The following is a 25113-nucleotide window of genomic DNA, read 5'->3' as shown; positions in this document are numbered from 1 at the left end:
ATAATTAATTCACTTTTTTAATAAACCCTTTGTAATGACGTTTCACAAGTTGACTTTCTAACGTCTTCATCGTTTCTAGTGCTACACCGACGATAATAAGTAAGCTTGTACCACCAATTTGAGCAGAAGGTGGTAACGTAGCAATTTTCGTAAATACGAGTGGTAATATTGAAATTGCACCTAAGAAAATTGCACCGATAAATGTTAAACGGTATAAAATTTTGGTTACATATTGCTCTGTCGCTTTACCAGGACGAATACCAGGAACATAACCGTTTTGCTTTTTCAAATTCTCAGCCATTTGTTCAGGATTTACTTGAATAAATGCGTAGAAGTATGTGAAAGCAACGATAAGACCGACATAAAGCGTCATTCCAATTGGATGTGCAAAATCAAGGTTTGCGACTAACCATTTGGATACGCCTGAATCAGGGAAGAGCTGCGCAATTGTACGCGGCGTCATTAAAAAGGCTGAAGCAAAGATTACTGGAATTACACCAGCACTATTTACTTTAAGTGGTAAATGAGTGTTTTTTGCTCCTTGATATGGATTGTTTCCTGATACAGCTTTAGCGTATTGAATGGGTATTTTACGAACAGCTTGTTGAATGTAAATGACACCAACAACAATCGCTAAAATTACGAGTCCAATTAAAACCATTTTTATTATGTGCATGAATAATTGATCGCCTGCATTTTGAAATTGTTGCAAGTAAATTTGATTAGCAACATTCGGAATTGCCGCAACAAGTCCTGCGAAGATAATCATTGAAATCCCATTACCAACACCATTAGCGGTAATTTGTTCACCTAACCAAAGTAAAAATGCAGTACCTGCTGTTAAAACTGTCGCAATAAATAAGTATGTAGTCCAGCTTTGATCTGTTATTAATTGCCCACCTGCTATATTATTAAAACCATAAGACATCCCAATGGATTGTATGAATGCAAGAATGATTGTAAAGTATCGAGTAAATTGAGCTGACTTCTTACGGCCCATTTCACCTTGCTTTGCCCATTCCGAAAATTTAGGTATAACGTCCATTTGTAGTAATTGTACTATGATGGAAGCTGTAATATATGGTGTAATACCTACAGCGAAGATCGAGAAGTGTTGCAATGCTCCTCCACCAAATACGTTTAGCATACCTAAAACGTTGGCTTGATCTTGTACCTTTAATACCTCTGCGTTAGTATGAGGAACTGGAATAAATGTGCCAATTCGAAAAACAATTAGCATCGCTAGTGTAAAAAGAATTTTGTTTCTTATCTCAGCTACTCTCATGAAATTTGAAATCGTACGAAACATTATGTCGCCTCCTATATTTTTATCAGTTCAAAACTGATTATTATATCCCGATGAAGTAACCACAAACCTCCTTCCGCATTAAATTCATTTGACAAATGGAATTTCATACATTTTGCAGTTTTCACGGATATAAAAATATAAGGTGTTATACGAGCGACCTATTATCTTTTCGTAATCATTCAATACCCATAATATATCGAATAAATTAACAAATGTACATACATACGCATGAAAAATGAATAAATAGGGTGATTTTTTACATTTACTTAATGCTAGATTGATAATTAGGAACGTTTTACGTAGTTGTATCGAAAGGATTCAGTGGAAAGTATTATGGTGTAGCTGTAGCACATGAAAACCTCAAGGATTTTGAGAAAACGCATATATTTCGTCGTGAATTAGAGAAACTATTAAAGCAAGAAAAGATTTGATTGAAATAGTAGTGAAGGAAAATCTTTTTTCTATAGAGAATATTTCTAACGTAGGAATCTAAGTATGTAGGTTCTAATGAAAGGAGAATTCACATGAATACATTTGTAAATGACAAGTTTGATGAAACGAGAAAGCAATTATTTGAGGAAATTACTTTGTTAAGTGATGCTCAATTTAATAGAAAACCAGATCAGGATAAATGGAGTATAGCACAAGTTTGTCATCACTTAGTTTTATTAGACGAGAGAGTTATAACAGTTATTTCGTCAGGATTAAAAAAGATGGATAGTATCCAAAATGAGCGTAAAGAAATTCACGCTATTGTATTAGATAGATCGATAAAATTTATAGCTCCAGAAATGATTGAACCAAGTATAGAAACATTTGAAGTACAGCAAATGATTGATTTGTTAAACAACGCTAGAAAAGAATTAATGCGTTTCCTGCGTACAATAGAAGATGAATCTATATTAGCGAAAAAATCAGTGATGCATCCAGCTCTTGGAGAATTACTTCTAGATCAGTGGATAGAACTGATCTATTTGCATGAACAGCGTCATATAGAACAAATTAAAGAGATAAAATTGCTTTGTGAAGTTGAAAAGTAAAAATCATTATCTTTTTATTGGGCGATTTGGGATAGTATCAAGGGTTCGAGTGATAAAATTCAAATCCTGATTAAAATTATGATGAATGTAGTTGAACGCAACTAATAAGCAGAAGAAAATACGAAACTAGCAGATCTTACTCCTGAAGAGGAAACGAACATTCGAAAAAAAACTGAATCCGATTTGCTGTATAAGTGGAACCCCGTCTTAAATGAAGAGCGGGGTTATTATTTTTGGAAGTGATCTCAGTATTTTCATATAGAAGGAAGTAAATTGGTAATGAAATCCGAAAATGAGTTATATGTCCAAAATTTTGAAAGCACATATACATCTACCGTTGGTTTAGCGCTCTTCACACGTTGGAGGAAGAAGTATTTTGTTAGAAAACGATAACATACTATTCTGTTAGGGGAAATATGCATTTGATTCTCTATATTTTCACAGTAAAACCACCTCCAAAATTATCTTTTGTAGTTGAATTTTTCCGAATAATAAGTTACATTTTTAAAGTTCAAGCAACTTTATGCCAGTACAAAAAGGGGAGAAATATTGTTATTATGCAAAAAATGAAATGGAAGAACTATGTATGCTATTTTATTATTCTTATGCTTCTTGTAACAGCAGTAACAGTCAAACCAGCTATTTCTAAGGCTGAGGAATCTGATGTTAACATTACATTGTTAGGTACTGCAGATATTCATGGTAGATTTATGCCTTGGGATTATGCGCTTGATGGAGCAAATATGAGTGGAAGTTTGACGCAGCTTTATACCGTTATAAAGAAGGTACGTCAAGAAAATCCAAATACCATATTAGTAGATGCCGGGGATACAATTCAAGGAAACTCAGTAGAATTATTCAACGATAAGCCACAATCGCCAATGATGGTAGCGATGAATACAATGGGATATGACGCCTGGGCATTTGGAAATCATGAATTCAACTTTGGATTAGATACATTGAAAAAAGTTAGTGAGCAATATAAAGGAAAGACGTTAGCAGGAAATATTTATAAGGAAAATGGAGAGCGTTTTCTTCCTGCATATACGATTGTTGAAAAAGGTGGAATTAAAGTGGGGATTATTGGTATGAATACACCAATGATTAGTGATTTTGAAAAAGGGACAGATCATTTGGATGGTTTAGTAGTGAAAAATCCAGTAGAAGAGACAAAAAAGGCAATTAAAGAATTAGAAGGTAAAGTAGATGTAATGGTAGGGGTTATGCATATGGGACTAGAAAATGAGAATGGAATCCCAGGTACTGGTGTTCAAGATATTGCGAATGCTTGTCCGGAACTAAGCGCTATTTTTGCGGCTCATATGCATAAACTTGTAAAAAAAGAAGTTGTAAATGGCGTAATTATTACAGAACCAGATAAATATGGAACGCATATTTCACGTATTGACCTTACTTTTACAAAGCAAGATGGAAAGCTTGTTTTAAAAGATAAAACAGCTACCGCTATACCTGTAAAAAATGCTGATGGAACAACAGTATTATCTGATTCTGCACTTGAAGAAACATTAACACCTTTTCATGAGTATGCAAGAGGAGATGCAAATGTTGTAGTTGCTCAATTAAAGGGGAGAAACCTTGTTCCTGAAAATGAAATAAAGGGTATTCCAAGTGTGCAGATTCAAGAGACACCTTTATCAGATTTCTTTCATGAAGTTATGCTCCATTACAGTAAAGCGGATGTAGTAGCCCATCAAATTGATAATGATTCTGCCCGTTTGGATATAGGGCCTATAAAGAAGAAAGATATTGCGTATAATTATCAATATGCTTTGGGAGAAATTACAGTTTACAAGATAACTGGAAAAGATTTAAAAGACTATATGGAATGGGCAGCAGGATATTTTAACTCATCTCGTGCTGGAGATGTAACAGTTAGCTTTGATAAAAACCGTCGCGCGTCTAAATACAGTACGAACGATTTCTTTGGAGGCGTAAAATACGAAATTGACTTAACAAAACCATATGGAAGTAGAATTACAAATTTGCGCTCTATTCGTACAAATAAACCAATCAAAATGAGCGATGTTATGACGCTAGGAATGAATGCGTATAGAATGGAGGCTCTACAGGCAAAAGGGGGAGCTTTAGAGGGACGTAAATTTGAACAAACTTGGTCATCTAAACAAGAGAATGCATTCGGAGAAACAGGTGGAACCATTCGTAACCTTGCTATTACATATTTAAAAGAGGTAAAGAACGGTGTATACACGCCAAAAGTTATGCGTAATTGGAAAATTACTGGTGTAGATACACATTCTTCAGAGCATAAAGCTGTAGTTGATCTTGTAAATAAAGGGATTTTAGAAATCCCAAAAACAGAAGATGGAAAATATACAAATATAGCATCTATAAATACTAAAGATTCAATTACTAAAGAAGAGATTGTAGCACTCTCACAAAAAGCTAATATTAATCCAAATCAGTTTAATCATACAAAGACAAAAGGTGAACTTTATAAAAAACTTAGTAGGATTACTAAAAAATATAAATTATAAGGTTTCTTATAGTAATTGTTATTTTAATAGCATTAAACCCACTCTTACAATAGTAAAGAGTGGGTTTTTATGTTGTTATTTAGATGTAAGTGTACTTTTATTAGAATAAATATAGGTAATTAATAACTAACCAATTGGATGAGCGCTGCCAAAAAGGACTCTTTTTTTATTCAAATTAATGTACATATGTGTTCCGTTCATTATTTACAATATTGACCACAATTTATGTAATTTTGCATAATATTACATAAATTTTGTATTTTCTCTTTTTTTCGACATGAATAGACAGTATACTTTGTACAAGCTTTCTATTTCAAAAATTATACGAGGTGAAAAAATGAAAAACACAAAGACATTAACTAAGGTAGCATTAACAACAGGATTAGCTTTAACAGCTGTGGCACCATATGGAATAGGTCATGCAGAGGAAACAGATCAACTACAAGTTCAAATTCAGGAAGAATCGTTCCGTTCGGGTGAACTGACACAACCGTCACAAAAGACACCAGAAAATGTAGTAAAGGATGCACTTAAGGAGAAAACAGAGCAAGCTCTGTCCCAAAAACAAGTCAATGGAGAAGCAGGAGTAGATTATAAAGTCCTTCAAAAACGTGGTTCGTATGATGGAACTACACTTGTACGTATGCAGCAAACATATGAAGGAAAAGAAGTATATGGCCATCAATTAACTGCACACGTAGATAATAAAGGGGTTATTAAAAGTGTTTCAGGTGATAGCGCGCAAAATTTAAAACAAGAAGAATTGAAAAAACCTATTAATCTATCAAAAGATGAAGCAAAACAATATATTTTTACGAAGTACGGGAACGATATCAAGTTTATTTCTGAACCAGAAATTAAGGAAGTTATTTTTGTTGATGAAAATAATGGACAAGCTAGCAATGCATACCAAGTTACATTTGAAGCTGCAACACCAAACTATGTTTCTGGAACTTATTTAGTAAATGCGCAAAATGGCGATATGTTAAAAAATATGGTACAAGAATCTAACTTAAAAGCAAGTGAAAAACTAGTTGGAGCCTTAAAGGAAAGTAAAAAAAGCAGTCTTACATCATTAACTGGAACAGGAAAAGATGATTTAGGTATTTCTCGTTCATTTGGTATTTCTAAACAAAGTAATGGCAAATATGCGCTTGCTGATTATACAAGAGGGCAAGGAATTGAAACTTATGATGTGAATTACAAAGATATTACTAAAGAAGAAAGCTATTATCCTGGTACATTAGCAACTAGTACTTCAACAACATTTAACGATCCAAAAGCAGTAAGTGCTCATTACTTAGCAACAAAGGTATTTGATTTTTATAAAGATAAATACAAGCGTAATAGTTTTGATAATAAGGGACAAAAGGTAGTTTCAGTTGTACATGCTTGGGATTCTGAAGATACGAATGATCCGAAAAATTGGCAGAATGCATTAAGTGCTAATAATGGAAGTATGCTTGTATATGGCGATCCTATCGTTAAAGCATATGACGTAGCTGGACATGAATTTACACATGCTGTTACTTCTAGCGAATCTAATCTTGAATATTACGGTGAATCTGGCGCGATTAATGAGGCGCTATCTGATATTATGGGAACATCTATTGAGAAATACGTAAATAACGGAACATTTAACTGGACAATGGGAGAACAAACCGGATCTGTTTTCCGTGATATGGAAAACCCAGCTTCTGTGCCATCTTCACTTGGAGTACCTTATCCAGATGATTACAGTGAATTTAACGATTTTAATGGCTGGGATCAAGGCGGCGTTCATTTTAATTCAAGCATTATTAATAAAGTTGCGTATCTCATTGCAAAAGGCGGAACTCATAACGGAGTAACTGTTAAAGGAATTGGTGAAGATAAAATGTTTGATATTTTCTATTATGCAAATACAGATGAGTTAAACATGACTTCTAATTTCAAAGAATTGAAGTCTGCATGTATTCGAGTGGCAACTAATAAATATGGTGCGAATACAGCTGAAGTTCAAGCAGTTCAAAAAGCATTTGATGCAGCAAAAATTAAGTAATTTAGAAATATAGTTATCATTCGTATATTAATACATTATGAAAAACAGCTAATATCATTTTAAGGATATTAGCTGTTTTATTATGCAGCAATGCATTATTGAACATAAACTTACTAAGCGATAATTAGGCTGTCTATCTTCAATACGTTGCGAAAAATATATAAGGTTAAAAGTATATAAAAACAGAAAATTAATAATATATTGACCTCTTAATAGAAAGTGCTATAGAATGAAAGCGATAACAAACGATTGCTTTAAAATGATTTCCCTGATCTTTTAGTATTTACAAATATATGAAGGCATAAAGAAATCTATTTTTTTAAGTTTTAATGCAAACGTTTTCGTATTAAAAGATCATTGAAATACAGACGTGAAAATAGCCAATATGGGGGTGAAGTACAAGAGATTTCTAAATTAATTTAAGCAGTGTAATTTAGACGCGCATAATAAATCGCTCGTACTATTTAAAGAAAGGGTGTATGTGGTGCAAATGACAAAAAGATTAATTAACAAATCAGTTTTATTCCTTACTATAATCGTTATGTTATCATCTGTTTTCCCTTTTCAGAGTGTGAAGGCAGTTTCAAATTCAAAAACAACTGAAATTATCATTCATTACAAAGAAAAGCTTGGAAATACAAAAGACTGGAATCTTTGGTTATGGGGAGAAAATGCGAATGGTACATCTTATGAATTTACTGGTGAAGATGAATTTGGAAAATACGCTAAGATAAAAATAGACGGTGACTATAATCGTGTAGGATTTATAGTTCGAACAAATGAATGGGAAAAAGATGGTGGGGATCGTTGGATTGAAAATATAAAGGACGGTCGTGCTGAAGTATGGATTCTTTCGGGTGATGAAAAAGTATATAACTCTAAGCCTTCATCGGATCTCTCAATTCAAAAAGCAACTATTGATAGTTTCCATGAAATTACTGTAACGACTAATGTCCCGTTTAATATTAAGGAAAAGAAAATTGAAATTAAAGGCATTAAAATTAAGAATATTAGTCCTTATGATATAAACAGTGGAGATATTACTAATAAGGTTAAAATAATTACGGAACAGAAAATTGATTTAAAACAAACATACAAAGTTAAAATAGAAAACTTAGCTGATACGAATACTGAAATTGGTAAAGTCATTCGTAGCGAGGAATTTGATAATTTATTTTATTATAGTGGTAACGATTTAGGGAATACATATACCGCGCAACATACAAAGTTCCGTTTATGGGCTCCTACTGTAAGCGAAGCGAAGTTAGTTACATATAAAAACTGGAACGATAAAATAGGTGCTGAAATAAACATGCAGCAAAGTGACAAAGGAACTTGGACTGCAGAACTAAAGGGGAACCAAAAAGGGCTCTTTTATACGTATAAAGTCAAAATTGGTGATAAGTGGACTGAAGCAGTTGATCCGTATGTGCGTGCTGCTTCTGTAAATGGGGATAAAGGTGCGGTTGTTAATTTAGAAGAAACAAATCCGAAAAAATGGAAAGCAAACAAAAAGCCAAAATTTAAAAATCCGGAAGATGCTATTATTTATGAGTTACATGTACGCGATCTTTCCATCCAACCTGAAAGTGATATTAAACAGAAAGGGAAGTATTTAGGTGTAACAGAAAAAGGAACAAAAGGGCCAGAAGGTGTAAAAACAGGACTTGATCATATAAAGGATCTAGGTGTTACTCACGTTCAGTTTTTACCGATATTTGATTTTGCTTCTGTAAATGAAGAAACTTTAAATGAACCGCAATACAACTGGGGATATGACCCGAAAAATTTCAACGTTCCAGAGGGCTCCTATTCTACAAATCCTTATGAGCCGACTGTTCGAATAACTGAATTAAAGCAAATGGTTCAAACACTGCATGATAATAATCTTCGTGTGGTGATGGATGTAGTATATAACCATATGTATAGTGCTGCTGAATCTAATTTTCATAAGTTAGTTCCAGGTTATTATTATCGTTACAATGAAGATGGAACATTTGCAAATGGAACTGGAGTAGGAAACGATACTGCTTCAGAACGAAAAATGATGAGGAAATTTATGGTTGATTCTGTAACATACTGGGCAAAAGAATACAATTTAGATGGATTCCGTTTTGATTTAATGGGCATTCATGATTATGAAACGATGAATGAAATACGTAAAGCTGTTAATCAAATTGACCCTTCTATTATTCTGCATGGGGAAGGTTGGGATTTAAATACACCTCTTGCAGCTAAATTGAAAGCAAATCAAAAAAATGCAGAAAAAATGAAAGGGATTGCTCATTTTAACGATAATATACGTGATGGATTGAAAGGTAGTGTATTTGAGGAAAAGGAAAATGGTTTTATAAATGGAAAGGAAAACATGGAAGATCGTATTAAAAAAGGTATTACGGCAGGTATTGACTACGATACAAATTCGTCTACCTATCAAGATCCGGAACAGGTATTAACTTATGTGGAAGCACATGACAATCATACATTATGGGATAAACTTGAGTTAACTAATCCAGGTGACAGTGCAGAAGTGCGAAAACAAATGCACAAATTGTCTTCTTCAATTTTATTAACATCACAAGGAATTCCATTTTTACATGCAGGGCAAGAGTTTATGCGCACGAAATATGGTGATCATAACAGTTACAAATCTCCTGATTCAATTAACCAGATGGATTGGTTACGCCGTGCAGCATATAATAATGAAGTAGATTATATGAAGGGCTTAATAGATTTACGCAAAAAGTACCCAGCTTTTCGAATGACATCTACTGAGCAAATTAAAAAGCATATATCATTTATAGATGCTCCCAAAAATGTTGTGGCTTATTCAATAGATGGAAAGGGCAATGGGAATAAAAATGAAAACTTTATGGTGGCACACAATGCAAATAGAGAGGCTGTTGACATAACGCTTCCATCGAAAGGTCCTTGGAAAGTACTAGCAGATGGTAAGCAGGCAGGTAGTAAAACAATTTATGTTGTCCATAATAATAAAATTAAAGTTCCTGCATTAAGTTCATTCGTTTTAAAAACAGCGAAACCGATTAAATAAAAGCAAGTCATGTGGAAGTATATACTGAATTTAGTACATGTAATAAGGATTGTACATGCAAAAAGCGAAGTGACGATTATGCTCACTTCGCTTTTAAAGTTAAATTAGTATAATTTCACATACTGTAATTATATTACAATTTAATAAAAAAGATAAACAAAAAGAGAAGAACTCACCAGTGTTCTTCTCTTTTTTATATGTAATATTGCATAAACAGGGTAAACAATAATATCTGGTGAATAAGTAGCGCTTTTCCATATGGCGAGTTATTTCATAGTTACTTCCTAAATTCTATATCATTTTCCAATCATGCAAGGTTAAGGGAGATGACAATAGAAAGATTTAAAAATGAGCTCAGTATAAAATAAAACATTATAAGTATAAAATCCTGTACTTAGTAATCTCTTACTTTAAAGCATCACATTGGGAAAGTGTGGGGAGTTCAATTGATTCTGAATAAAATTGATAGTATCAGCTGCAATTTTTTTACGTTTAAGAACAATCCCAGCATGCCCACATGTATAAATATATCGAGTAGGTTTTTCCCAAGATGCCCACAAGTAGTCCGTATCCTCACGGTGCACATATAGATCGTGCTTGCCTGAAATTAATAAAATATTTTCTTTTTTCACTTTTGGTAATGCTTGACTCGGTTCAGTGATTTTCCAATAATCTATTAAATCATTATACGTTACACCATGATGTTCCAAATCTTTTCTAATGAATTTACCTGGATTTGTCTTCCAAATTGAATATGAAAGTCGATTCGCGTAGAAAATGGATGCCAATACATCAATGTCTGATTCAACAAGAGCTGTTAGGTTTGTAATAACCCCACCTAAACTGATTCCTATTAAAATCAAGGGACCATTTTTATTTGCTTTAATCCATTTAATCAAAGTTCGTAAATCAGCTACCGCTTGTCTAGTGGCTTGTACAGTTCGTTCAATATTAGCACTTACCATGTACTCTCCACTGAATAGGGATTGGTTGGGTTTTCTTTCAAAATGATAGGGTAGAGTAAAATAATACATATTCCACTTCAAGTTAGTCATATGGTCGTGAAATATTTTTTTTACACGTTCGTTAGAATCCATTCTCCAACCGTGAACGAAGATGACATGAGGTGCATCTTCGTTTTCATGTAAAAATAATTCCCCAGTTACAGAATCGTTGCGTGAATCACCAGATTGAACCGAGCTTTTATATTTGAACTGTCCAACCATGTATTCCTTTTCTTGCTTTGCATGCTTAATGTTAAAATGAATATTAGATGGTTGTACTTTATAAAAAAATTCTATGTCCTTTATATCTAGTGCGGTGTTAGAAAGAGAAGTATATTGAAACTCTCCACTTCTTTTTTTGTGCAAATCATACAAGGCGTATCGATCAATGAGTTTTGAAAGAATCAAATTAACTTCCTCCAAAATACATATTATTTAAAACATGGACAAAATTTATGTTTTATTTATGCTGTATATTAAATTAAAGATATTCTTTTTACCTAATATTACGTGCTTGAAGTATAAAACCAGGTGATGAATTTGTATATTATAAAACTAATAATATAATAAAACCATAAATAATTTATACTACAATTTAAAAAACAAATTAATATTCTCATTCATATGAGAGAACATTAACTTGCTTATTTACGTATCAAAAGATACACCGTTTGAAGTGATGTAATTTATATGATAAACAATGTGTCAATTTGTATATTTTATACAGTGATAGTTACTATAGTTTTCGAAGCCGATAGTCAATGAACCTTACAATATGCGTCTTTTTGCTATATAAATAACAATATTCATTAAAGAAAAAGTTTTAATCCTTCATGAGAATCTTTAAATCCTAATTTCTTATAAAATTGCAACGCTTCCTGTCGTTCTTTATCTGTTGTTAACTGTACTAAATGACATCCCCGCAATGTAGCACGTTGAATAGCCCATTTAATAAGTTTAGTTCCTATACCTTTACCACGTTTTGATGAGACTGTCCGTACCCCCTCAATAGTAGCTCTCCAACCCCCTTGACGTGCAATGTAAGGCGTAAATGTAATTTGTTGAAGACCAACAATCTCCGTCCCATCACACGCTACAATCAACTCATTATTTGGATCACAATCAATAGCATGAAATGCTCTTATATAACTATCAGGGAGTGGTGTTTCATAGCGCTCTCTTTTATTGCCTAAAACATCATCAGCAAGCATTTTTACAATATCATCTAAATCATCTGCCGTAGCAATCCTAAATGTTATAGTTTCTGTCACTATTAAAAAACCTCCTTAATGTATGCACTTGTTACTTTTATTTTACTTGTTTAAATACAATAGGTTAAATTATAAAATATTATGAGTCTCTATAACTTTTTCTTATAGATAACATAAAAGCCTAACTTATAAAATGATATGTTAGGCTTTTTAACACAATATTATTATTAAAAAATCCGACCAACTCATTAATAGATTTTCATATTTAACAAACACACATATAACCATTCAAATAGGGTGCTTTTAATTTGCTCTATAGAAATTACATAATAAGCATAGATTTTTATGCTCTCATTCAATGAATCTTAACCAATAAGACTACCTCCTTACCAATAGTTCTTGACTAAGTCATTGCATAACTACACATAAACTCCTTATATCTCTAGATAAACTACCGATTAGCTCCATATAGACTCTAGATAACCTATATAGAATATAAGTTATCAAGGAGGTAAGAAAAAAATGAACTTTATGAAAAGAGCAATTCTCAGTATGAAAAAAAGAGTAGGAACATCATTAATTTTGATGGCAGTCTTCCTAATTGTTACAAATTTAGTGTTGGCAGGATTTACAATCCAAAATGCATCAAAAAAAGCTGCGGATGCAGCAAGAAAAAAACTAGGTGCAGATGTTACTTTAAGTCTTGATTTTGACAAATTAGGTCAACAGGCTCAGGAAACTGGAGAGATGCCTAATCCACCGAAGCTCAACACGAAAGAAGCAGATCAATTAGCGAAGTCAAAGTATGTAAAAGACTATAATTACATAAGCAATACATTCGGAATCTCGGATGGACTTAAACTAGTAGGAGCTTCAGAAGAAGAAGAAGAAGGAAAGGGTAAAGTGGGAATGGCGGCTGTACGAGGCGGTTCAAGCTCCGGTACAGAAATAGATATGAATGCTTCCTTTATGATTGAGGGAGTTCGCAAGACTGCATTACAAGAAAGCTTTAAGAACGGAAAAAGTAAAATCATTGATGGGAAACCAATTACAGAACAGATGAAAGATCAGAATGTAGCTTTAATGGAAAAACGATTAGCGGAATTAAACAATTTGAAAGTAGGAGACAAAGTTAAAGTGCAATCAGGGGATAAGAAGGAAACCCTCGAGGTTGAAATTATCGGTATTTACGAAACGAATGAGCAAGCAATGGGTCAACAGGCCCCTCCTATAATGGATCCAGCTAATAAACTATATATGCCGCATTCAACTATGAAAAAATTTGAAGTAGATCAAGGTATAAGTAGCATTCAAGTCGTGTATTTCTTGAAAGACCCACAAAACATTGAAGCATTTAAAAAAGAAGCAAAAAAATCTAAGATTAATTTTAATTACTATAAATTAGATGCACATGATTCATTGTACAAACAAATGATTGGGCCTATCGAAAATATCTCATCTACTTCTCAAATGATTATTTATATTGTATCAATTGCAGGTGCGATTATATTAGGATTAATCATTATGTTATCGATTAAAGGACGTCGTAAAGAAATGGGGATTCTATTGTCCATTGGAGAAAAAAAGTGGAAGCTGATGGCGCAGTTCGTAGTAGAAGTAGTATGTATTGCTATTTTATCTTTTGGATTATCCATAACAACAGGAGCTAAAGTTTCTCAATATATAGGGGATAATTTACTTTCAAGTGAAGTTGCTACAGCAAGCGAAGAAACAAACAACCCGCAAAATGGGACTGTAATGATGTCTGGACCTGGTGGAACTGTACAAAATCAAAAAGAGGATCCGATTGATAAAATTGATGTAAGTATAACAGGAGAAGATGTAGGCAAAATGGGAGGGATAGGACTAGCTATTGCTATATTAGCAACGCTTCTTCCAGCATTATCAATTCTACGTTTAAATCCAAAACAAATTCTTTTAAAAGATGAATAAGGAGGATCGATATGGAAACGATTTTACAATTTAAAAATTTGGATTATTATTATGAAAGTAATGGGAAAAATGTAGCGATACTAGATAATGTTAATTTTTCTTTTCAAAAAGGGCATTTCTACACAATTTTAGGACCATCTGGATCTGGTAAAACCACAACTCTGAGCTTAGGTTGCGGACTGGATGTCCCTAAAAATGGTTATGTCCTGTATAATGGAAAAGATATTCGAAAAATTGGTTTGGATCGATACCGCAATCAACATGTATCTGTAATTTTCCAATCTTATAATTTGATTACCTATATGACTGCTCTTCAAAATGTCCTAACAGCAATGGAAATTACAGGTGTTAAAGTGCAAAATAAAACTGCAAGGGCATTAGAATTATTAGAAAAGGTAGGACTCACAGAAGTAGAAGCGAAACGTAACGTTCTGCAACTAAGTGGCGGGCAACAACAGCGTGTAGCAATTGCTCGAGCATTATCTTGTAATGTTGATTTACTGATTGCGGATGAGCCAACAGGAAACCTCGACGAAGAAACGGCAATGGATATAATAGAACTGTTTCAAGAACTTGCACATAAAGAAAATAAATGTATTATTGTTGTGACGCACTCACAGGAAGTTGCTAAAAAATCTGATCGTGCAGTTTATTTAAGTAAGAAGAAGTTAGTAGTAAATGAAATTTAAAATAAACACTCTAGGTTTTTAATTCACATAATATTAAAAAAATATTTCTTCAAATATTAATAATTGATATACAATAAAACCAAGCCATAATCAAAATGGTCTCCCTGTATTGAATGTTAAGATAGTTTGTTGTTCCTTTTTTAACAATATTAAAAAAAGAACTTGTAGAATATTCTACAGGTTCTTTTTGTTATGACCGGTTAACTATATCAATGAGGAATTATATATGAAAAACAGGACATTACCTAGATATATGATCTAAATACCGTCCTGTTTAATTGTTTATCTGTATAGTTATTGAAGAATTAAACCTACAATCATAATGAAACTAAATACTATCATCCAACCAAACGCACAATAGCCGAAAATTCTAATCCATTTAGGTAATTGATTCATGTTAACTTTATTTGTGGGAATTCCTTGCATAGAAAACATCATTTTTTGATCTCTATCCCTATTATTTTGTTGTTCATACATAATATCATCACCCTTCAAGAACAATTGTGTTTATAGTATATCAGTCTGGAGATAATTAAGCACAGAATATTCGACAACTATAGTGAATAAATGTGTATTCCAGTGCTGCATACTAAATTTCAAAAAACTAAAATTGGATTACTCAAAAGCTATATATAAAGTATTTGCTCATTTAAAACATAATCACCCTTTTAACAAGAGATGCTTATTATTTGGTATTGAATAATTTAAATACATTCAATGATACTTCTTAGCGTTTATATACGTAAATGTCTTTCAAACGATATGTACCGTAAAGTAGGAGCAGCTTACATTCATGACTATTATTATTTATTCGTTACTTTTAAAACATCTAACACTATTTTCGTTGCATCTGCAATAAGCTTATCATCGTACTTCGCATCCTCTTTCGCATGATTAGAAAGTATCGCAAGAATAATTGGCTTCTTATTTGGTGGCCAAATGATTGCGATATCATTCCTTGTTCCATAAGATCCAGAGCCAGTCTTATCGGCTACTTCCCATTCTCCTGGAACTCCAGCACGAATTAAGTTGTCCCCCGTAGTATTTCTTTTCATCAAATCTATTAAAAAGTTCCGATTCTCAATTGAAAGTATATCGCCTAGCGCATAAGCTTGAAGACTAGTAGCTAATGCCTTTGGGGTACTAGTGTCACGAGTGTCTCCTGGCTGCACTTCGTTTAATTCTGGTTCAAAACGTTCAGGATTTGTGACAGTATCTCCTATTTCTCTCAGTGATTTTTTGAATTCACTTGGCCCACCTAATTGCTTAAGAATAAGATTTTGTGCAGTATTATCGCTATATCGAATGGAAGCATCCGCAAGTTCTTTCAAAGTCATACCTGTATCTACATATTTTTCAGTAATTGGATTGTAATTCACAAGATCTTTGCTAGTATACTTAATTCTTTGTTCTAAATCTTCTATTGATTTCTTTTGTAACAGTGCTCCAACAGCAAGTGCTTTGTGGGTAGATGCGTATGCAAAACGTTCATCTGAACGATAAGTAACAGTTTGATTCGTACTTGTGTCCAATGCATAAATACCAAGTTTAGCATCATATTCTTTTTCAAGTTTAACAAAAGAATGATTACTTGTATTTTCTTGTTTTGTTTGTTTCGGAGGTTCGGATTGAATATTACTATTGGAACAGCCTATAAGCGTTACACATGAAAGTAATACTACAGGTAGCATCTTTTTATAATGCGAAATGTGAAAAAACTTCTTTGGAACGATCATACATTTTCAACCTCTTTCAAGAATTTATGGATTTTGTATTGGTATTTTACATACCAATACAATTAACAAATGTACAGGATAGGACTCATCTTGTATTTCTTGCATTACAAAAGGAGAGAACTACCAAGAACACCTTTTTATACGTAATAGACAATCTAAGTAACACATTTGTTCCATTTATGAGTACGGTTTTTAATATATCCATTAATTTTATTTATAAAAATCACAAAAACAACAAGCTTCATCACAATATCATTGGAAATATTATCTAAAGACGATGATTTTTCAAATGGCTTTTATCCTAGACGAATTAATGTCATGTTGTGGCTACGCAGATACATTCCTGACCATCTGCACGTTTGGAAGCCTGAAGACCACTTTATCTTTAGTAAACAATAAGATTTACAAAGTGAGAAACAATGAGAGGATTCCTTTTTTTCAACTAAAGGAGAGCTTTAGTTTATGGGACCTTCCTTAGTCTTTCTTTTTAGGGAATACCACATCACCATCAAGCTAAGGAAGGTTGTCTTTAAACCAGAAACTTATTCTATCCAAGGAAATATATTGCATTATATAATAAATACTATACCATTCTTACAAATAGCGGGAGAGACTCTATGAGAAAAGTAATAATTTATTTCGGAATCTTTTTTATGATTGTATTAAGCGGTTGTATCCGATTTGGAAAAGACACCACAAATACGATTTATCTCATTCCTGAAGCGTACGAAGGAGATTTAGTGGTACTATACAATGTACCTGGAGCGGAATTGTTGCCAGAAGAAGATAGTTTTCGTGTAGTTACATTCACCGCAGACGGAACCGCAGTAACATCTACAGCCGATATGAAATATGGTACGGTCAACGATACCTATTACACGGTAAACAAGGAAGGGAAGCGCACAAAACTTGACGAGAACTGCATACGCGCTGGTTCAAATGGAAGCACTACTGAAAACGTTGGTGAAGAAAATGAGCACACTTTCCCATATGCAAAATTTGAAGTTACACAAAGTGCATGCTCACAAAGCTTTTCATCAAATGGAAGAGAAGTACCAGAAAATCAAGAACATCCTGTAGAAAATAAGCTGCGGGACTTACTGGCACGTGTAAAAGAGCAGTATATGAAAGTGAAAAGCTAGATTTTTAAATTTTAAAAAGGGTGAATTGATGAATGATGTTAGGGATAGGATTGATTGTGTTAGGCATTTTAATTGTTAGCATTGTATCTTACCGAGAAATAAAAAAAGCAGGGGGCGTAACCTGGATCGAAATTGTATTCTATCCCTTTGGATTATTAATAGGTGCGCTACTAGACCACTTTGATCTACCAGAGTTTTTAATCCTGTTAGGTTTACTATGTATTGTATTTGGTAGCTGTATGGTCATGGGCGTCAATATTCTATAAAATTGAGAGTTAAGCATCTGAATCAGATGCTTTTTTATTTTATTCTGTAATTCTTATTTTTAATGTCTTGTATGGTGAAGGCTAAGGCTAAGGCACATAAGGATAGCAGTGCAAGTATAAAGCTTAACCAGTTAAATGTACTGTCCATAATAAGTATTGAGATGAAGATGCTAGAAAAATAAATTAACATCGCAATAAAAAGATATGTATCACGTTTTCAAGACTTTAAAGTTCCCATTCGTTTCGCCTCTACTATCTGACGCTATGTTATAAAAAAGAACCCGCACATCTGCAGATTTTCCTGATGATGATTTCAAAATATGTAACTCAGTCCTAACGATATGATATGTTGAGTTACTAAAAAATCAAATATAAAATTGTAAAAAACTTTTATAAATCTTAATACGTTAGAAATATAGGGACGAATCTTTACGAACTGTTTCCTATGAATACGATTCTATTAATCAATTAAAGAAAGAAACATTGGCAGATGGAACGATCAATGCGTATGGATATGATGGATTCGGAAACCGTACGTGTGATATTGTTGTAATTCTTCTGCAAATGGTAGTAGTTCATCTTGAATCGAGGGATTTATAAGAAAACGTCATCCTTTCTAATTTATCTTGCTTAGAAAAGATAACGCTTTTGAGGGTATTAAAACCTCTTGAGATGATGGAAATGTATCGTGACCCCCGTTTATGAAAAATAAAATTCTTTAAAAATGGAGAGCCGCGACCATAAACCTGCATTATTAATGTAGAATTGTGATGTCGGCTCTTTATTCACTAAAATGGCAAGTTAGTGAATAAATTGTTCATATTTATTTAAAGTTTATTTTCGGGAGGAGGTTAAACAATGAGAGCACCATATCAAGTATTGATTTTTCCTTATATAAAAACTGACGATTCCATTCAATATGCCATTTTTAACCGAAGTGATTATGGTTATTGGCAAGGAATAGCTGGTGGTGGAGAAGATGGTGAGACTCCTATTGAATCAGCAAAACGGGAAGCGTTTGAAGAGGCTGGTATTATAAGAGAATGTCCATATATAACATTAGATTCTGTGTCTTCATTACCAGTAGAGGATGTAGTTGGAGGATTCCTTTGGGGAGAAGATGTTTATGTAATAAAAGAATTTTCTTTTGGAGTTAAAGTTCCTACAAAAAATATTTCATTATCTAAGGAACACTTCAATTATAAATGGTTATGCTTTGAGGAAGCAGTAACGCTTTTGAAATGGGATAGCAACAAAACAGCATTGTGGGAATTAAACAAAAGGCTATTAAAACAATTAAATTTTTAGCTAACAAAGACGTTAGTGGAACAAGAATTGAGCAATTTAAAAAAGCCTTGCCATACTTCAAATGCAGCAAGGCTTTTATTTTTCTTAGTGTGGGTTTTTTCTGATTTGCGGTCTGTGCCTCAACATCAATGGTAATAACTATAGGTTTTCTAAAACCAACTAGTGATCAAATCTATTTAAGGATTTTATATATATAATTGTTATGCTAACTCCAAAATCAAATTATAAAATGAACTATCCTAAACTTGAATCAATTTCATAATCTATTTCCACTACAATGATTTCATCATAAGTTTATACTTACTACAAAAACAAATAAACTCGTCCTACTAAGAGGGGAGTTTATTTGTTTTTTGTTTAGATAATGGAATGTTCATACAAAATTGCACACTATGTTCCATATTTTTTATAGAATACTTTATATCTAGCGTTTCAAGAATTTGTTTCACAATATACAGTCCTAAACCGCTTCCTCCAGTATTTCGATTCCTTGATTTTTCAATTCGATAAAACGGTTTGAAAATTTGTTGTATATCTTCTTCTTTAATATTGACACCTGTATTCATAATTTGTATTTTAATTTGACCTTGTTTAGGATCCTTACTTAACTGTATATAAACTTTTTCATTATGTGGTGAATACATAACCGCATTATGGATAATATTTTTACATGCTTTTTCTAAAAGAACATAATCTGTATAAACGGAAAGATCAGAATCAATTTCTTTTATTATTTGGATGTTTTTTTGTGAAGCGAAAAATTCGAGATCTTTTGTAATTGTATTTATTAACTTTGAAAGATTAACTTTTTCTACTTTTAGTTTAAAGGTGTGTTGTTCTAATTTCGATACGCTTAAAATTTCACGAACTAATTGTTCCATACTTTCAATAATTTGATGATTCTTCTTTAAATATTGATCGCGATTTTGATAAGGGCCAATATTGTATATCATTCCTTCTAAGTATCCTTTCATTACAGTAAGAGGGGACTTTAATTCATGTGCTACAATCGCAAAAAACTCTCTGCGTTTTGTTTCTATTTCTCTTTCTTTTTCAATATCATTTTTTAATTGTTCATTTGCTTTTTTTAAATCAAACATAGCTTGTTGCAAGTTAATAGACATGTCATTCAAACTATTAGATAATTCTCCTAACTCATCTGTAGAGCGAACCTCAATTTTTTCGGAGAAATCTAAATTTGCCATCTTTTGTGCACCTTCATTAATATAAATAAGTGGCTTTGTAATAAACCTGGAATAAAAATAAGCACTCCCTATACCAATAACGAGCACAATGATACTAATATAGGGGAGAAAGCGTACTAAAACCTGTGAAGCTTCATCAATCGGTTGAAATGTAGCAAACACTACAAGCGTTAAACTACCATCTTGAAATTGAATTGGTTTCGTAACGTTATATGAATTGCTAAGGGTACTTGCATTCTCGAATCGTGTTGCTTTAGTAACTACTGTTTTTTGCGTACCACTTTGAATAAAAGAAAATGAAGGAGAGTAAATCATTATTCCTTCTTTATTTTGAAGATAAAGCATCGCATTATTTTTTTTGGCGTATTCATCAAAAAGTGGTATCGCATCTTGAAACGTAAGATTTTTAGATTTATCAATGATTTCGTTTATCCCTGTTTGAAGTTGATCTGTTTTATATTGCTCATAAAACGTCGGAAGAAAGAAGTATAAAGTTAAATAAATCAATATTGCAAAGGATAATAAAATGAGAGATGTAGTCATAAAGAGTTTATAAGTAATTTGCTTCATTTTCATGAGTTTCACAATACTATTCATCAATTTTATATCCAATACCCTTTATTGTTTTAATATAAGGGATAGCTAATTTTTTGCGTAGGTTTTTAATATGTGTATCGATTATTCGTGTTTCTCCAAAATAATCGTAACCCCAAACCTTTTCTACGATATTTTCTCTTGTAAGTACTTTTCTCTCATTTTGAAATAGTAGTTGTAGAATTTCAAACTCTTTTGTCGTTAATATAATTTCAACGTCATTTACATATACTCTATATGCATCCACATCAATACGCACTTCTTTAAATATCAAATGATTATTTACATTTTTATCATAACTTCTTCTAAGTACAGCTTCGACTCGTCTAATCAAAACATGAAATGAAAAGGGCTTTGTTATATAATCATCGATCCCAAGGTCGAATCCTTTCATTTGATCTTCTTCTTCTTCTAACGCAGTTAGCATAATAATTGGTACGTTTGACTGACTTCGAATCATTTTAGAAACTTCAAACCCATTAAGATTGGGCATCATGACATCTAGAAGAACTAAATCAAATGATTGCTTATTAAATTGTGTCATACCCTCTAGTCCATCTGAAGCGACTACCACTGTATAATGCTGTGTCATTAAAAATTGTTTAATTAATTCCTGAATTTCTTGATCATCCTCTACCACGAGAATATGATAGTTTTTCATAATATCACCTCTGGTAGTCATTATAGCCGTACTATCTGGAGTTTATGTGGAGATACAATAGGAACTTCATAGGACGTTTAACGTATTAGCTCCATTTTCAAGAATGTGTATTCTCCAAAAAAATATTATTAGCCATATTCCGTTTTATGAAAAAATAATTGTATGCTTGAAAAAACTTATCGTATGAAAAGCTGAACGATTTATATTTCCAAAAAACTAATGTATAATATTGGGAATTACATGTGATTTCTTAAACTGTGTGAACATATACTTTCGCTACTTACTAGAAGGGGAAACGGAAATGAATTTCAATATAAAAAAAGCTAGCGAAATTATAGAGTGTACGTCACAAACTTTAGAGTTTTTTTGCTAATTTAGTAAACACTTAAGGTGTGAACTAAGGATTATTTAAATCATGCGAGAAAGGTTGTGAAATTATTTGATGGGTTATAAAGCGATGCTGTTTGATTTAGATGATACATTACTTGATAGGGATACAGCAGTAGAGGCATTATTTTTAATTGTTTTAGAAAAGTGTTATGAAAATGTAGATGGTGCGGCTAAAAGCAACATGTTACAGAAATTCAAAGAATACGATAAAAGAGAATATGGCATAAGTAATAAAACGACGGTTTTAGAATCATTGTTTGATGAATTCACGCCGAGTTATAGATTGCCACGCAATTACATCCAAGATTTTTGGAATAATAATTTCCCTAGATGTTTTTCAATAGACCAAAATACTATTCATTTCTTAAATCAAATAAAGAAGCACTTTAAAGTTGGAATTATAACAAATGGCTCAACTCAGAGGCAAAAAGCTAAAATATTTAACACGAATTTAAATAGGTATTTTGAAACAATCATTATTTCTGAAGAAGTGGGATTTAGTAAACCTGATAAACGTATATTCGAACTAGCATTAAAAAAGCTAGATTTACAGCCGGAAAATACTTTATTTGTTGGGGATGACTTAGAAAAGGATATTGCTGGTCCTCAAAATGCAAATATAAAAGGTGTGTGGTTTAACCCTCAGAAAATCAAGAATACTACCAAAATACAACCATATGCCGAGATTAACACTTTGGATAGTTTGTTAAGTTATGTTACTCCACAATATTTGTATAACAAGTAAAAGCAATTTCATATATATATTCAAAAATATAAAAAAGAGAAACTATCCATTAATTTCATTGACCGTATTAGTAATAAAAAATAGAGGCGATTTTAATAGCTGCGGCTAATTTAATCTATGATTAATACGAAGTTTTGTAAAACAATTTTACTCATACTGTGTAAATTATAAAGGGGTGGGACTATGGAAATAAAGAAAGTAATAATCGATGGAATCAATATTGCGGTCATTAGAAACGATAAGGTATTAATATCGGATGTTCAGTCTGCATTAGATACTATGGCAACAGTTCAATATGAGGTAGATGCGAAACATATTATTATCCATAAATCTTTAATAAGTGAAGATTTCTTTGATCTAAAAACACGGCTTGCGGGCGATATCCTTCAAAAGTTTATAAACTACAAGGTAAAGATTGCTATTGTTGGAGATTTCTCTATGTATACTAGTAAAAGCTTAAAGGATTTTATTTATGAATGTAATAAAGGGAAAGATATTTTTTACTTAGCAACTGAACAACAAGCAATTGAAAAATTGAGTACATTGAAATAATCTAGTCAACCTGCATAATCATGTTCCACTAAAATACCCCTCTTTTTCACGTCGTTATTACTATATGTTATCTATATGATATATAAGAACTAACGTTTGTGATAAACTAAAAGATGGATAAAGGGGGCGTTTACTTGAACAACTTTAATGATATCATTCAAAATTTAAATAACATAGTATATAAACCTAATAACTTAATAATCACTAATCTAAAAGAAGAAAGACAAAACTCAGAGTATGCTGGGGCGTTATTTCACTTAAATAACAAAACGATACGTTTTAGAGTATCAAAAATTACTCCTAACAAAATTGGTCAATTTGTTTCTTTTTGGGAGAAAAATGAAAACATGCAAAATCAAGCGTTTTCTTATGACGCTGCTCCTGACTTATTAGTTATCACTTGTATTAACGATCATAAACTAGGACAATTTATTTTCCCAAAAGAGATTCTTCTTGAAGAAAAAATATTAAAAACTCAAAGTCAAAAAGGAAAGATGGCTATGAGAGTTTATCCTATATGGGATAAACCTGTTAGTAATCAAGCTAAAAAGAGCCAAATGTGGCAACTTCAATATTTTATTGATTTAAGTAATATTAATAATGTATCCATAGACAAACTATTACATTTATATTCGTAACATCCCAGAGTAAATAAGAGGCATTTTAATGATGCCTCTTATTTTAATTCTTATATTAGGCAATCTTGTGAATTAGAATTTTTGTACCGGTACAGTTAAACGAAATGTACATTGTTACAGTACCTCATCACATATACAATCAGCATATATTATTTAAACTTATAACTTATTAAGGGGTGCTGAATATGACAAAGTTACAAGACCAACTCTTTACAAGATTAAACCTTGAAAAACGTACTGAAATAAAATTTGAAGAATTAAGTACAATACTCTTTGCATTTGCTCACACAATACCGTTTGAGAATTTAGATGTTATAGCAGGTAATATAAATGCAATTTCTATGAAAAACTTACAAGAGAAAATTTTAACTAGTTCCCGCGGTGGGCTTTGTTATGAATTAAATACTCTTTTTTATTATTTTTTAAAAGATAGTGGTTATGATGTACAACTCGCACTAGGTACTGTATATAAAAATGATATAAACGCTTGGGCACTTGAGGACGGACATATAACAATTATTTTAAATAAAGATAACGTACAGTATTTAATTGATGTAGGTATAGCTTCGTTAGTACCCCTCGTTCCTGTACCTTTTACTGGTGAGTCTGTTTCTTCAAAAAACGGTTCGTACCGGGTAAGACGAAAAGATACGAGTAAAGGCAATTATGTTCTAGAAAGAATAGATGTTGCTGGAGAATGGAAAGTTTGTCATGCTTTTTATACTCATATTATTGACGAGACAGTAGTAAACGATGTTCAAAGAAGAGTGGTAGAAGATGAAAAGTCTATTTTCAATAAAGGATCAATTGCAGTAAAGTTGACGAACGCTGGCCATATCTCTTTAACGAATTCTAGTTTAACTAAAATGATGTATGGAGCAAAAACTAAGCGTGAAATTACAGAAGATCAATATAGAGAGCTTTTATATACTTTATTTACTATTGAGTTGTGATTGTACAAATAGCCTGTTCTTATTCGGAATCGGCTATTTGTATAATTTTTGGTTTAAAAGGTTTTCTTCTAATGTTTTTAATGTTTCTGCAGCCTCTTCATATGA

The 25113-nt window shown here is 32.4% G+C and carries 20 protein-coding genes; 13 read left to right on the top strand and 7 right to left on the bottom strand.

Annotated features, from left to right (window positions below):
• Window positions 1–4: 4 nt before the first annotated feature.
• Window positions 5–1309: a preprotein translocase subunit SecY gene (secY, locus tag JDS98_RS01410; protein WP_000490108.1), complete on the bottom strand. Its 1305-nt coding sequence runs from the start codon at window positions 1307–1309 to the stop codon at window positions 5–7.
• Between the two features lie 524 nt (window positions 1310–1833).
• On the opposite strand from secY, the gene JDS98_RS01405 reads away from it, so the two are divergent.
• The 4 genes from JDS98_RS01405 (at window position 1834) to pulA (ending at window position 9961) form a co-directional block, all read left to right on the top strand.
• Window positions 1834–2349 (top strand): DinB family protein, encoded by a 516-nt coding sequence (locus JDS98_RS01405; protein WP_001091625.1) that lies wholly within the window; start codon window positions 1834–1836, stop codon window positions 2347–2349.
• A gap of 557 nt (window positions 2350–2906) precedes the next feature.
• Window positions 2907–4865 carry a bifunctional metallophosphatase/5'-nucleotidase gene (locus JDS98_RS01400; RefSeq protein WP_098711362.1) on the top strand — a complete coding sequence of 653 codons (1959 nt, stop codon included), beginning with the start codon at window positions 2907–2909 and terminating at the stop codon, window positions 4863–4865.
• Window positions 4866–5202: 337 nt separating this feature from the next.
• A complete protein-coding gene (locus JDS98_RS01395; RefSeq protein WP_097958944.1) occupies window positions 5203–6906 on the top strand; it encodes a M4 family metallopeptidase in 1704 nt (567 codons plus the stop codon).
• Between the two features lie 484 nt (window positions 6907–7390).
• The gene (gene pulA, locus JDS98_RS01390; protein WP_199633466.1) at window positions 7391–9961 is read left to right on the top strand and encodes a type I pullulanase; all 2571 of its coding nucleotides are present in this window, start codon (window positions 7391–7393) and stop codon (window positions 9959–9961) included.
• 410 nt (window positions 9962–10371) lie between these two features.
• On the opposite strand, the gene JDS98_RS01385 is transcribed toward pulA, so the two are convergent.
• Both JDS98_RS01385 and JDS98_RS01380 read right to left on the bottom strand, forming a co-directional pair.
• Window positions 10372–11373 (bottom strand): alpha/beta hydrolase, encoded by a 1002-nt coding sequence (locus tag JDS98_RS01385; RefSeq protein WP_199633465.1) that lies wholly within the window; start codon window positions 11371–11373, stop codon window positions 10372–10374.
• A gap of 401 nt (window positions 11374–11774) precedes the next feature.
• Window positions 11775–12236 (bottom strand): GNAT family N-acetyltransferase, encoded by a 462-nt coding sequence (locus tag JDS98_RS01380; RefSeq protein WP_000140903.1) that lies wholly within the window; start codon window positions 12234–12236, stop codon window positions 11775–11777.
• Window positions 12237–12698: 462 nt separating this feature from the next.
• Between JDS98_RS01380 and JDS98_RS01375 the strand changes: the two genes are divergently transcribed.
• A complete protein-coding gene (locus JDS98_RS01375; protein WP_199633464.1) occupies window positions 12699–14129 on the top strand; it encodes an ABC transporter permease in 1431 nt (476 codons plus the stop codon).
• A gap of 11 nt (window positions 14130–14140) precedes the next feature.
• Complete coding sequence (locus tag JDS98_RS01370; RefSeq protein ID WP_000447845.1) at window positions 14141–14818, top strand: ABC transporter ATP-binding protein; 678 nt, start codon at window positions 14141–14143, stop codon at window positions 14816–14818.
• Between the two features lie 294 nt (window positions 14819–15112).
• Here the strand turns inward: JDS98_RS01370 and JDS98_RS01365 are convergent, their stop codons facing one another.
• The gene (locus JDS98_RS01365; protein WP_000273228.1) at window positions 15113–15295 is read right to left on the bottom strand and encodes a hypothetical protein; all 183 of its coding nucleotides are present in this window, start codon (window positions 15293–15295) and stop codon (window positions 15113–15115) included.
• Between the two features lie 326 nt (window positions 15296–15621).
• Window positions 15622–16554: a class A beta-lactamase gene (gene bla / locus JDS98_RS01360; protein ID WP_097958649.1), complete on the bottom strand. Its 933-nt coding sequence runs from the start codon at window positions 16552–16554 to the stop codon at window positions 15622–15624.
• Window positions 16555–17171: 617 nt separating this feature from the next.
• Here bla and JDS98_RS01355 point away from each other — a divergent pair.
• From JDS98_RS01355 to JDS98_RS01340, 3 genes are all read left to right on the top strand, one after another.
• Window positions 17172–17696, top strand: coding sequence for a DUF6843 domain-containing protein (locus JDS98_RS01355; protein WP_097958647.1), 525 nt, complete (start codon window positions 17172–17174; stop codon window positions 17694–17696).
• 32 nt (window positions 17697–17728) lie between these two features.
• A complete protein-coding gene (locus JDS98_RS01350) occupies window positions 17729–17962 on the top strand; it encodes a hypothetical protein (protein ID WP_000979111.1) in 234 nt (77 codons plus the stop codon).
• An 858-nt stretch (window positions 17963–18820) separates the two neighbouring features.
• Window positions 18821–19270 carry an NUDIX hydrolase gene (locus tag JDS98_RS01340; protein ID WP_001202610.1) on the top strand — a complete coding sequence of 150 codons (450 nt, stop codon included), beginning with the start codon at window positions 18821–18823 and terminating at the stop codon, window positions 19268–19270.
• Between the two features lie 329 nt (window positions 19271–19599).
• Here the strand turns inward: JDS98_RS01340 and JDS98_RS01335 are convergent, their stop codons facing one another.
• Both JDS98_RS01335 and JDS98_RS01330 read right to left on the bottom strand, forming a co-directional pair.
• Complete coding sequence (locus tag JDS98_RS01335) at window positions 19600–21072, bottom strand: sensor histidine kinase (protein ID WP_097952574.1); 1473 nt, start codon at window positions 21070–21072, stop codon at window positions 19600–19602.
• On the bottom strand, window positions 21065–21730 hold the full coding sequence (locus tag JDS98_RS01330) for a response regulator transcription factor (RefSeq protein ID WP_000800728.1): 666 nt from the start codon (window positions 21728–21730) through the stop codon (window positions 21065–21067). Before JDS98_RS01330 ends, JDS98_RS01335 begins: the two co-directional genes overlap by 8 nt.
• A gap of 442 nt (window positions 21731–22172) precedes the next feature.
• On the opposite strand from JDS98_RS01330, the gene JDS98_RS01325 reads away from it, so the two are divergent.
• From JDS98_RS01325 to JDS98_RS01310, 4 genes are all read left to right on the top strand, one after another.
• Window positions 22173–22865 carry an HAD family hydrolase gene (locus JDS98_RS01325; protein ID WP_141555914.1) on the top strand — a complete coding sequence of 231 codons (693 nt, stop codon included), beginning with the start codon at window positions 22173–22175 and terminating at the stop codon, window positions 22863–22865.
• A 183-nt stretch (window positions 22866–23048) separates the two neighbouring features.
• Complete coding sequence (locus JDS98_RS01320; RefSeq protein ID WP_097958643.1) at window positions 23049–23417, top strand: DUF4180 domain-containing protein; 369 nt, start codon at window positions 23049–23051, stop codon at window positions 23415–23417.
• 134 nt (window positions 23418–23551) lie between these two features.
• Window positions 23552–24055: a MepB family protein gene (locus JDS98_RS01315; RefSeq protein ID WP_001058759.1), complete on the top strand. Its 504-nt coding sequence runs from the start codon at window positions 23552–23554 to the stop codon at window positions 24053–24055.
• A gap of 185 nt (window positions 24056–24240) precedes the next feature.
• The gene (locus tag JDS98_RS01310) at window positions 24241–25008 is read left to right on the top strand and encodes an arylamine N-acetyltransferase family protein (protein ID WP_000164015.1); all 768 of its coding nucleotides are present in this window, start codon (window positions 24241–24243) and stop codon (window positions 25006–25008) included.
• The last annotated feature ends 105 nt before the right edge of the window (window positions 25009–25113 follow it).

Source organism: Bacillus cereus group sp. N11 (assembly GCF_016483605.1).
Lineage (GTDB): Bacteria > Bacillota > Bacilli > Bacillales > Bacillaceae_G > Bacillus_A > Bacillus_A toyonensis.
This window is presented reverse-complemented; position numbering and strand designations above follow the sequence as displayed.

Excerpts from the sequence above, each read along its gene's own strand:
- JDS98_RS01355 (WP_097958647.1), top strand. The coding sequence starts at position 17,172 with ATGAGAAAAGTAATAATTTATTTCGGAATCTTTTTTATGATTGTATTA.
- JDS98_RS01405 (WP_001091625.1), top strand. The coding sequence starts at position 1,834 with ATGAATACATTTGTAAATGACAAGTTTGATGAAACGAGAAAGCAATTA.
- JDS98_RS01340 (WP_001202610.1), top strand. The coding sequence starts at position 18,821 with ATGAGAGCACCATATCAAGTATTGATTTTTCCTTATATAAAAACTGAC.
- JDS98_RS01325 (WP_141555914.1), top strand. The coding sequence starts at position 22,173 with ATGGGTTATAAAGCGATGCTGTTTGATTTAGATGATACATTACTTGAT.
- JDS98_RS01330 (WP_000800728.1), bottom strand. The coding sequence starts at position 21,730 with ATGAAAAACTATCATATTCTCGTGGTAGAGGATGATCAAGAAATTCAG.
- JDS98_RS01365 (WP_000273228.1), bottom strand. The coding sequence starts at position 15,295 with ATGTATGAACAACAAAATAATAGGGATAGAGATCAAAAAATGATGTTT.
- JDS98_RS01335 (WP_097952574.1), bottom strand. The coding sequence starts at position 21,072 with ATGAATAGTATTGTGAAACTCATGAAAATGAAGCAAATTACTTATAAA.
- JDS98_RS01375 (WP_199633464.1), top strand. The coding sequence starts at position 12,699 with ATGAACTTTATGAAAAGAGCAATTCTCAGTATGAAAAAAAGAGTAGGA.
- JDS98_RS01350 (WP_000979111.1), top strand. The coding sequence starts at position 17,729 with ATGATGTTAGGGATAGGATTGATTGTGTTAGGCATTTTAATTGTTAGC.
- JDS98_RS01370 (WP_000447845.1), top strand. The coding sequence starts at position 14,141 with ATGGAAACGATTTTACAATTTAAAAATTTGGATTATTATTATGAAAGT.
- JDS98_RS01320 (WP_097958643.1), top strand. The coding sequence starts at position 23,049 with ATGGAAATAAAGAAAGTAATAATCGATGGAATCAATATTGCGGTCATT.
- JDS98_RS01310 (WP_000164015.1), top strand. The coding sequence starts at position 24,241 with ATGACAAAGTTACAAGACCAACTCTTTACAAGATTAAACCTTGAAAAA.
- secY (WP_000490108.1), bottom strand. The coding sequence starts at position 1,309 with ATGTTTCGTACGATTTCAAATTTCATGAGAGTAGCTGAGATAAGAAAC.
- JDS98_RS01400 (WP_098711362.1), top strand. The coding sequence starts at position 2,907 with ATGCAAAAAATGAAATGGAAGAACTATGTATGCTATTTTATTATTCTT.
- bla (WP_097958649.1), bottom strand. The coding sequence starts at position 16,554 with ATGATCGTTCCAAAGAAGTTTTTTCACATTTCGCATTATAAAAAGATG.
- JDS98_RS01395 (WP_097958944.1), top strand. The coding sequence starts at position 5,203 with ATGAAAAACACAAAGACATTAACTAAGGTAGCATTAACAACAGGATTA.